The organism is Sulfurovum sp. bin170 (assembly GCF_010892395.1).
Taxonomy (GTDB): domain Bacteria; phylum Campylobacterota; class Campylobacteria; order Campylobacterales; family Sulfurovaceae; genus UBA1140.
This window is the reverse complement of the sequence record NZ_JAACKB010000401.1, coordinates 1-8,343: the sequence shown is the minus strand read 5'-3', so window position 1 is coordinate 8,343 and position 8,343 is coordinate 1. Positions and strand designations below refer to the sequence as shown.

At 36.4% G+C, this 8,343-nt stretch carries 9 protein-coding genes and 1 pseudogene; 5 read left to right on the top strand and 5 right to left on the bottom strand.

The window, feature by feature from the left end:
• The 5 genes and pseudogenes from GSY74_RS09535 to GSY74_RS09515 all read left to right on the top strand — a co-directional run.
• A pseudogene (locus GSY74_RS09535) lies at nucleotides 1-264 on the top strand (2-ketoisovalerate ferredoxin oxidoreductase); the annotation flags it as partial.
• A gap of 2 nt (nucleotides 265-266) precedes the next feature.
• Nucleotides 267-1,220 carry a thiamine pyrophosphate-dependent enzyme gene (locus tag GSY74_RS09530; protein WP_164664870.1) on the top strand — a complete coding sequence of 318 codons (954 nt, stop codon included), beginning with the start codon at nucleotides 267-269 and terminating at the stop codon, nucleotides 1,218-1,220.
• 135 nt (nucleotides 1,221-1,355) lie between these two features.
• Complete coding sequence (luxS, locus tag GSY74_RS09525; RefSeq protein ID WP_164664869.1) at nucleotides 1,356-1,865, top strand: S-ribosylhomocysteine lyase; 510 nt, start codon at nucleotides 1,356-1,358, stop codon at nucleotides 1,863-1,865.
• Between the two features lies 1 nt (nucleotide 1,866).
• Nucleotides 1,867-2,172: a hypothetical protein gene (locus tag GSY74_RS09520; protein WP_164664868.1), complete on the top strand. Its 306-nt coding sequence runs from the start codon at nucleotides 1,867-1,869 to the stop codon at nucleotides 2,170-2,172.
• Nucleotides 2,169-2,984 (top strand): tRNA (5-methylaminomethyl-2-thiouridine)(34)-methyltransferase MnmD, encoded by an 816-nt coding sequence (locus GSY74_RS09515; RefSeq protein ID WP_223157525.1) that lies wholly within the window; start codon nucleotides 2,169-2,171, stop codon nucleotides 2,982-2,984. The genes GSY74_RS09520 and GSY74_RS09515 overlap by 4 nt, the downstream gene beginning before the upstream one ends.
• A gap of 100 nt (nucleotides 2,985-3,084) precedes the next feature.
• Here GSY74_RS09515 and GSY74_RS09510 read toward each other — a convergent pair whose 3' ends face one another.
• From GSY74_RS09510 to GSY74_RS09490, 5 genes are all read right to left on the bottom strand, one after another.
• Nucleotides 3,085-4,329 (bottom strand): alpha/beta hydrolase, encoded by a 1,245-nt coding sequence (locus GSY74_RS09510; protein ID WP_164664867.1) that lies wholly within the window; start codon nucleotides 4,327-4,329, stop codon nucleotides 3,085-3,087.
• A 234-nt stretch (nucleotides 4,330-4,563) separates the two neighbouring features.
• Nucleotides 4,564-5,415, bottom strand: coding sequence for a DUF2279 domain-containing protein (locus tag GSY74_RS09505; protein ID WP_164664866.1), 852 nt, complete (start codon nucleotides 5,413-5,415; stop codon nucleotides 4,564-4,566).
• 13 nt (nucleotides 5,416-5,428) lie between these two features.
• Nucleotides 5,429-6,274 (bottom strand): hypothetical protein, encoded by an 846-nt coding sequence (locus tag GSY74_RS09500; protein WP_164664865.1) that lies wholly within the window; start codon nucleotides 6,272-6,274, stop codon nucleotides 5,429-5,431.
• Nucleotides 6,275-6,305: 31 nt separating this feature from the next.
• A complete protein-coding gene (locus GSY74_RS09495) occupies nucleotides 6,306-6,782 on the bottom strand; it encodes a hypothetical protein (RefSeq protein ID WP_164664864.1) in 477 nt (158 codons plus the stop codon).
• Nucleotides 6,783-6,889: 107 nt separating this feature from the next.
• The gene (locus tag GSY74_RS09490) at nucleotides 6,890-8,110 is read right to left on the bottom strand and encodes an ATP-binding protein (protein ID WP_164664863.1); all 1,221 of its coding nucleotides are present in this window, start codon (nucleotides 8,108-8,110) and stop codon (nucleotides 6,890-6,892) included.
• Between the last annotated feature and the right edge of the window lie 233 nt (nucleotides 8,111-8,343).

The following is an 8,343-nucleotide window of genomic DNA, read 5'->3' as shown; positions in this document are numbered from 1 at the left end:
TGTATGGACAAATCAGCACCAGGTGGTGCAATGGGTGCATTGTTCAATGAGTTCTCCGCTGCTGCATATAGCACAAAAGCTAGACCATTGATGTCAAACTATATCTATGGTTTGGGTGGAAGAGATTTCTCTATTGATGAGGCAAAAAGAATCATGAAAGAGCAGAAAGCACATGCTGATGCTGGACATGTTACAACCAATATCCAACAGTTCTCTGGTGTTAGAGGACCTAAACTTGGATTTTTTGAGACAAGAAGGAGCTAAGAATGGCAATTACATCGATTAAAAACTTAAAAGAGTTTTCAACTACCAATGAGAGATTAGAAGGTGCACACCTTCTCTGCCCAGGTTGTGCTCACTCTATGATTGTTAGAGAGCTTATGAACTGTACAGATGACAACTTGGTTATCTCTTCAAACACAGGTTGTTTGGAAGTATCAACAGCTGTCTATCCATATACTTCATGGGATACCTCTTGGATTCATATCGGTTTTGAAAATGCAGCGACTGCTGTGACAGGTGCTGAAGCGATGCACAAAGCAAGAAAGAGAAAAGGGACACTTAAAGACCAAGATGCACCTGTTAAGTTTGTTGCTTTTGGTGGAGATGGTTCTACTTATGACATCGGTTTCCAATGGTTAAGTGGGGCAGTAGAGAGAGGTCATGACTTCACTTATATCTGTCTTGATAATGAAAACTATGCCAACACAGGTGGACAAAGAAGTTCTGCTACACCAATTGGTTCAAGTACTTCAACAGCACCTGCTGGAAGCCACTCTTATGGTGAGAAGCAGAAGAAAAAAGATATGATGGCAATCATGGCAGCTCACGGAGCTCCATATGTAGCTCAACTTGCACCAAACAAGTGGAAAATCATGGCAAAAGGTTTCCAAAAAGCACTTGAAACTGAGGGAGCATGTTTTATCAACACTGTTTCTGCATGTACAACAGAGTGGAAATTTGATCCAAAAGATACAATCGCAGTAACTGATTTGGCAACAGATTCTTTAATGTTTCCAATCTATGAGATTATTGATGGTCATGAGCTAAATATTCTTTATCGACCAAAGAAGATTATATCTATAGAGGATTATCTTGGAGCTCAGGGGCGATATAAGCACCTCTTTAAGCCACAATATAGACATATGATTGAGCAGATTCAAAAAGATGTTGATAACTATTGGACTATGTTGCAACGAAGAGAAGAAGCAAGAATATAAAGTATTGAATAACTAATAGTGAACAGTTCTCACTGTTCACTAAAATCTACAGATAAAATTCTTCATTTTTCACTTTTCACTCTTTGCTCTTCACTAAAAACGCTATAATTCACAAAAAAGAATAAGGATTATACAATGCCACTATTAGATAGTTTTATGGTTGACCATACCAAAATGAAAGCACCTGCTGTTAGAGTTGCAAAAACAATGACAAGCCCGAGTGGAGATACTATTACAGTTTTTGATTTGAGATTTGTCGTTCCAAATGTTCAAACACTAACTTCAGAGGGGATTCATACACTAGAGCATCTCTTTGCAGGATTCATGCGTGACCATCTCAATAGTAATAAAGTTGAGATTATTGATATATCTCCTATGGGTTGTAGAACAGGGTTCTATATGTCACTTCTTGGTACACCAAAGAGAAAAATTGTAGCAAAAGCATGGAGAGAGTCTATGAAAGACATTTTATCGGTAAAATCAGAATCAGACATCCCTGAACTTAATAAATATCAGTGTGGTACATATACGATGCACTCACTAGCAGATGCAAAAGATATTGCAACTGCTGTTTTGAAAAAAGGGATAGGACGGATGAGTAATAAAAAACTAAAGCTTGAAGAGGAGCTTTTAGAAGGAGTATAAGATGTTGATTTGGATACCTGTTGATGGTACTGGGGATGAAAAACAGTCCAAAGTTACTAAGCTTTTTGAGTTAGAACAGTGGGCTTTGATTGATTTTGATGCAGGTGAAGTTAAAAGCACTCGTTTTTTTAAAACTAGAGAAGAGTTTGGTGAATGGGTTGATTTTGTTATCTTAGAGAATAAATTCGAGTCCTATATAGATTTTATGAATGATGGGATGATGGTTCTTTGTGTTCGTCAAGAGGAGACTATTGAGGATATTATCGAGGCGTATAAGTTTAAAGAGCTTGATGAAGTTGGATTTTGATAGGAACCGATGGCTTTAGCCTCGCTATATTCGGGACTAAAGTCTCCGATTCCGATAAAAAAAGTAAAAAAGAGTTAGTTCTGACTGATGATGGGACGGTTACGCTTTTTTCTAAGGAGTTTAATGAAACTTATCACTCTTCTTATGATGGGGCATTGCATGAGACATTAGAGAAACATGTAATCCCTTCATTTACTTTTCAAAAAGCTAAAAAAGATGTTAAAATTTTGGACATCTGTTTTGGCTTGGGGTATAATGTCTTAGCCACGCTCTACTATATCAAAAAAGAAAACCTATCCACCAGAGTTCATATTATCTCTCCTGAATTTGATGAGTCACTTATCCGTTCACTCTCCTCGTTTGAGTATCCCAAAGAGTTTGATGAGTTCAAAGCCACTATCACGGAACTAAGCCAAAATTTCTACTATGAAGATGAACAGTTCAAAATAGAGATTTTACTTGGTGATGCTAGAGAGATAATTCCTCATATAAAAGAGAAATTTGATGTTATTTATCAAGACGCTTTTAGTCCACAACAAAATCCATTACTCTGGACAAGAGAGTATTTTACTGATATTCGAGCTGTTAGTTCTGATGATGCTATCTTGACAACTTACTCAACAGCTATTGCTACTCGTATGGGTCTTTATGAGAATGGATTTAAGATATTTGTGCATTATGGTGATGGGGTTCGTTACTCAACTCTTGCTTCTCCTATTATGCTAGAGAGTGAGTATATTGATATGGAGTTAAAGAAGTCTCGTAATTCTCTGGCTAAGAGTCTACGAGATAATGACTATCTAAGTAGGTGACCAATATTATATTCATTTGGAATCGGAGACTTTAGTCCCGAATATAGCGAGGCTAAAGCCATCGATTCCAATCTTTTTGAAATTAATTTTGGGTAGGTACTTATACCTTTAGTTTCCAGTATTTTTGAGCCGTCTCTTTGGTTAACTCCTTTGAGATTTCAGCTCTATGTTCTGCATGTAGATTTGTACTCATCAATTTAGCTATATCATCCAAAAGTGTTTTATGTTTAGCAAAATATCCATGTCCTAGCTCTAGTATGTCAACATCTGAATCAACCCTAATAGTATCCATACAGCTAACGACACTCACAGGAGGGGTGAATCCTGCTCTATGGTAGGAGTGAATCCACTCTGATGCATTTACAGCTTTGTCTTTGGATGAGATATAGAGTGTGGTCTGTTCGGATACTCTAGTATAAGTATCTGCTCTTTGATTGAAAACATCAGCATCCACATCAGGAGCGGCCAAGATAATCTGACCAAACTCTATCTCTGGACTCCTTCTATGTATGATATTGATAGCTTCGAGAAGCCCACGATTGCCCATGCTGTGTGCGATAATATGAACTCTCGTAGCTTGGGTATGTTTTGCAAATTTTGTTAAAAAATCTGCTATATACTTCTCAGAGTACTGTATCGCTGCTTCGTCAGAGAGATAGCCCAAAAGTTCACCTTTTGATGGCCAAGAGAAAAAGGCAGTCATCCCAGGATGAGCCAAATCAACGGCGAGTTGAGCTGCTCGGATGGATGCATCTTTGAATGAGGTGTTGTATCCATGTATGAAAATTAGTGCCTGTTTCTCTTCTGATTCAAGAGGGACAAATAGGGTGTTGATGCTATCCCAAAAATTTTCCTCATCAACATTTCCAATCTTTTGCAACTCAAGGTCTCCATAGGAGGCATTCCATTTGATAAGCTTTTTCCACAGAGAGCCTTTTATCTCACCTTTGTTATGAGATTCTGGAATGGATACAGTGCAACTTCCCATGGATACTTCTCTTGCTCTTTCATTTCCGTAGCCTTTTGAGTGGTCATTTGCATCATTTGGTTCTCTGTTGGTTCCATAAAAAACAGTACATAGGGTAGATTTAGCTCTATTTCTTTTGCTTACAATTGATGCTCTACTCTCCATGAGTTTTGTGACTTTCTCTTCTATCTCACTATCATTCAACAGTTCATCTATACCCTCTTGGAACTTCATCCTTTGCTCTCTTCTTAGATAGATAGAGAGTCTATCTAGGGTATCAGAATCTAAAATATCTTTAAGTTCATTATAGGTGCTATGTCTAATATCAAAAAGATGGTCGGTGATTGAGTCTGAGATGAATTGTGCTATTTTTTGCATGATAACTCCATATCTATTGTATATTTTTAAAGAAGATATTATAGTTTAAGTTGACTTTATTGACTATTAATGAGATTATATAGAATAGCTACAATGTCAATGAATTAGCGAGGTTGGAGCCATCGGTTCCTTATATGCAATCTGCATTTTCGGAATCGGCGTGTTTACACCCGAACTATTTGGTTCAAAAAAAGCTTAATTCATTGGCGTTGAGGATAGGCATTGTAGAGAAGCTTATTGTAGATAACTATCTGGCACTTGATAATAGTTAAATACTCTACTCCCAAATAGTTTAGAGAAGTTAATACCAATTCCCACAAAAAAATCTCTCTCTCGTACAAAAGGTTCTTCGTCAAAACCGTTTATAGTGTAGCCCAAATAGACCTCTAAATATCGTAAATGGTTGTCTCTAAAACTATCAAAACCTGAACCTTTTAGGGCAAAAATATACTTTATATTTTCATAGTCTGTTGTAAAATCATCCTCATACATATCTTTGTATATTTTGTACTCTACCCTATAGTCAAACTTCTCTCCAAACTCTCTGTATCTGTATGTGTAGTAGCCCAATATCGAGCCTACTGTATTTGAAATCATATCTTCATAAGATAAGCCATAGTTGCTAAAAGCATCACCCATCTCCATTATGGTTGTAAAGAGAGATGAGGAGATTGCTCCATTTAGGGCAGATTGTTCATGTCCATATCCCCAATCTTCATAAGCATAAGAGAATAGATGTGACGCAAGGTAGCCACTGTATGCGTGTCCGAACTTATCTGCACCACCATGTTTAGAGTTTTTTTCAAACCAATCTTCTGACCTAGCGTGTGGTTTGGTGTGTAGTATATCATAGCCCCAATGTTCAAATCCATAAGCTAAAAGTCCAACTGTTGTAGCGATATTTAGATAGACAAGTTTCTCCTCTTTGCTAAAATTAGGAACCGATGGCTTTAGCCTTGTAATATTCGGGGCTGAAGCCTCCGATTCCAAGGAGTTTTGTATGATGTTAGTTAGATTTTTATCACTGTTAGCATAAGAAAAAGATGAAAAAATCAGAGTTGATAAAATGAGGATAAGCTTTTTCATCTCTAATCTTATGTTATTTTTTCTGTTTAGTAATCTGCTCTTTTATCTCTTTGTTAATCTTCTTCTTTAACTCATCTTCATGCTTTTTGTAGATACGGTTGAGAGTCTTTGCAAATGGTTTGCTGTATCGTCTCTCTTCAATCTTGAAAACAATAGTATAGGAGCCTTTTTTAGAGAGTTCAGAGCCTATCCATGCTGATTGATATGTGGTATCATATATCTTTTTATCTCGTATCTTAAAATTATAATCATGCTCATCTTCCAAATCTTTGAAGCTGATAATCTCTTTGAATTCTATCGAACTATAGTCAGATATACTCTCCTGAGCCGTTACAAAAGCAAATGATAGGTTAAGCTCATCCATCTTTTTATTGCTCCTGTCTCTGCCACAATAGTAGTATGATTTAGGTTGAAAATAGAAAGAGCTTTCATCTTTGGATTTGATAATATCTAACTCTATTTGTAGTTTTCTATCAGATAGCTCTTGGCAGTTTGGCTTCTCACCATAACCATCAAAACATGAGTTATCTTCATCATTAATATCTAGTGGGAAGTTAGCACGAATGATACTAATGTGATTAGGTAGAAAAATATCCTCTCTCTCGTCTCCATTTATATTTTTTCGTACTACTGTTTCGCTTTTGTAGTCCTCTGTAAAACCTGCTATAGTCGAAGAGAGTACTTTGAATCCCTCCTCTATTAGCTCTGGTGCAATCTCTGAGATTATAGTTGATATGCCACCCTTTGAGACCACTCCATCACCAGCACTTTTTGCTATAACAGAAGCTTTTTTAGGAGCAGATAGTTCACTCACAAACATCTTGGTTTGTGTTTTTTTATTAAAATTAAAAATTGACATAAGGTCTCCTTTTTTTCAATTATAACATATTTTACAGTTTATAAATAGTATTAATCATAAAGTAGTTGATGTGTTTATCCATCTTTTGAAACCCTAGACTAAAACCACTGTTTTGATTGAGTTGAAAGATAAGCTCAACACCGTAAGCAAGACCATCATCTGCATTTTTGTTTCTAGCATATCCCGCTTTAGACTTAAATCCAACAGATGAGCTTAGAGGGATAAGATAGGTAGCAAATAGATATGCTGATGAGAAGTTCTTCTCTTCGCCACTACTTTGATGTTTTCCTTTGTAGAAGCTTTGTGCATAACCCGTATCAAACCCCCATCGGTCGAAGTTCATATAGCTGTATGAGAGATGCAGTGCTTGGGTATTTTCATACGCATCAATATTTTGGTGTACAATTCCTCCAGAGATAAAGGAGTTGCTATTTTCTAAAATTTCTTTTAATGTGTCTTGTGAAAAAAGAGTTGCAGATAGAGAGATAAGAAGTAGAATTTTTTTCAAAATATTCCCTTTTTACACTATTTTAGCGATTATATTTTAAACTTTTGTTAGATAAGTTAATAACTTATTGGCATATTGTCAATATATTATATAATGCTCTCCATCAGTTAATATAAAAACCCAAACAACCAAAGAGGAATGCGATTGCTAAATCCTCTCTCTATCTCATCTGAAGCGACAAAAGAGTTCTCCAAATCTTTTATCTGCTTAAAAGATTTGTTTTTACCACCTACTTCAAAAGTAAACTTCTCATTAACTAAAAAATCACCACTTTTAGGAGCAACAGTCCCATAATCTTTGCTCATCTGATTCATAAAAAAAGTCTCTCTAACTGTACCTATATCAGCGTTTGATGTAAAGAGTAGATTACTATTGTCTAGGTAGATTTTTTCAGGTTTTTCGATGCTACCTAATCCTCTTGAACTCTTCATTAGCATCTTGATTAACCCTGCATCTTCGAGGTATTTTAGGTAATTTTTCAGTGTTCTCTCATCGCCTACACCGATGATATTTTTTAGTTTTTTCATATCAGGCGTAAAAGGAACAGAAGCTGAGATAACTTTGAGAAGAGATTTTAGTTTTTTGATACTGTTGCCTGTGAGCGAGGGGTAGATAGCCAACAAATCACTCTCGATGGTGGTATGAATATTCTGTTCCAGTGCCATTAAAAACTGCTCTTTGTTGTTGTATTCAAAATAGTAGGGGTAGTAACCTACCTCAAGGTATTCTCTAAAGAGGGGTAAGATTTTCTCTCTTTTGTGAGCCATTTTATCTATGATGGTTTGAGCAATCGTTTGATGGTTGGTCAGTATCTCCTCTAAGCTAAAATTTTGAAGCTCTATACCATGTTTCATCTCTATAAACTCACGAAGACTCATCCCTTTCATCTTGTAGACCAAGGCTCGTCTGCTCAAATCATGACTCCCTTTGTGAATCTCCAAAGCAGAGCTACCAGAGACCAGCAGTTTTAGCTCTCTAAAAGTATCGTTAATACTCTTTAACTCTTTTGACCAGTTGGGGTATTTGTGGATTTCATCGATGCAGAGTAGCTCCCCACCCATCTTGACAAACTCATCAGCTATCTCATAGAGTGAACGATTTCCCAAAAGAAAGTGGTCTGCTTGTATATAGAGCGCTTTGGTGGTGTAGAGGTCGGAGTAGTTTTGTTGGATATATTGAATAATCGCGGTTGTTTTCCCCACGCCCCTTTGACCAGAGATAATAGAAAAACGGTTAGATAGGGACTCTTTTTTTAGAAAATAACGAATGTACTCTTGTTGATAATTGATGATGTAGTTTTGGCTGAGTTGAAAGAGGTTTTCTAACATGGTGGCTACTCCAAATAGTATTGTGATACTATTATATCATAATATTATAGGAATGCAATACTGTTATTTGTTGTAAGTAGGTGACCAATATTATATTCATTCGAAATCGGAGACTTTAGTCCCGAATATAGCGAGGCTAAAGCCCAATGCCAATGAATTAAGCTTTTTTTGAATATAAATAGTTCGGGTGTGAACACGCCGATTCCGAAAATGCAGATTGCATATAAGGAACC

Bases quoted from the DNA above. Each gene is read 5' to 3' on its own strand.
- GSY74_RS09490 (WP_164664863.1), bottom strand. From the start codon at position 8,110: ATGTTAGAAAACCTCTTTCAACTCAGCCAAAACTACATCATCAATTAT.
- GSY74_RS09530 (WP_164664870.1), top strand. From the start codon at position 267: ATGGCAATTACATCGATTAAAAACTTAAAAGAGTTTTCAACTACCAAT.
- GSY74_RS09520 (WP_164664868.1), top strand. From the start codon at position 1,867: ATGTTGATTTGGATACCTGTTGATGGTACTGGGGATGAAAAACAGTCC.
- luxS (WP_164664869.1), top strand. From the start codon at position 1,356: ATGCCACTATTAGATAGTTTTATGGTTGACCATACCAAAATGAAAGCA.
- GSY74_RS09505 (WP_164664866.1), bottom strand. From the start codon at position 5,415: ATGAAAAAGCTTATCCTCATTTTATCAACTCTGATTTTTTCATCTTTT.
- GSY74_RS09500 (WP_164664865.1), bottom strand. From the start codon at position 6,274: ATGTCAATTTTTAATTTTAATAAAAAAACACAAACCAAGATGTTTGTG.
- GSY74_RS09510 (WP_164664867.1), bottom strand. From the start codon at position 4,329: ATGCAAAAAATAGCACAATTCATCTCAGACTCAATCACCGACCATCTT.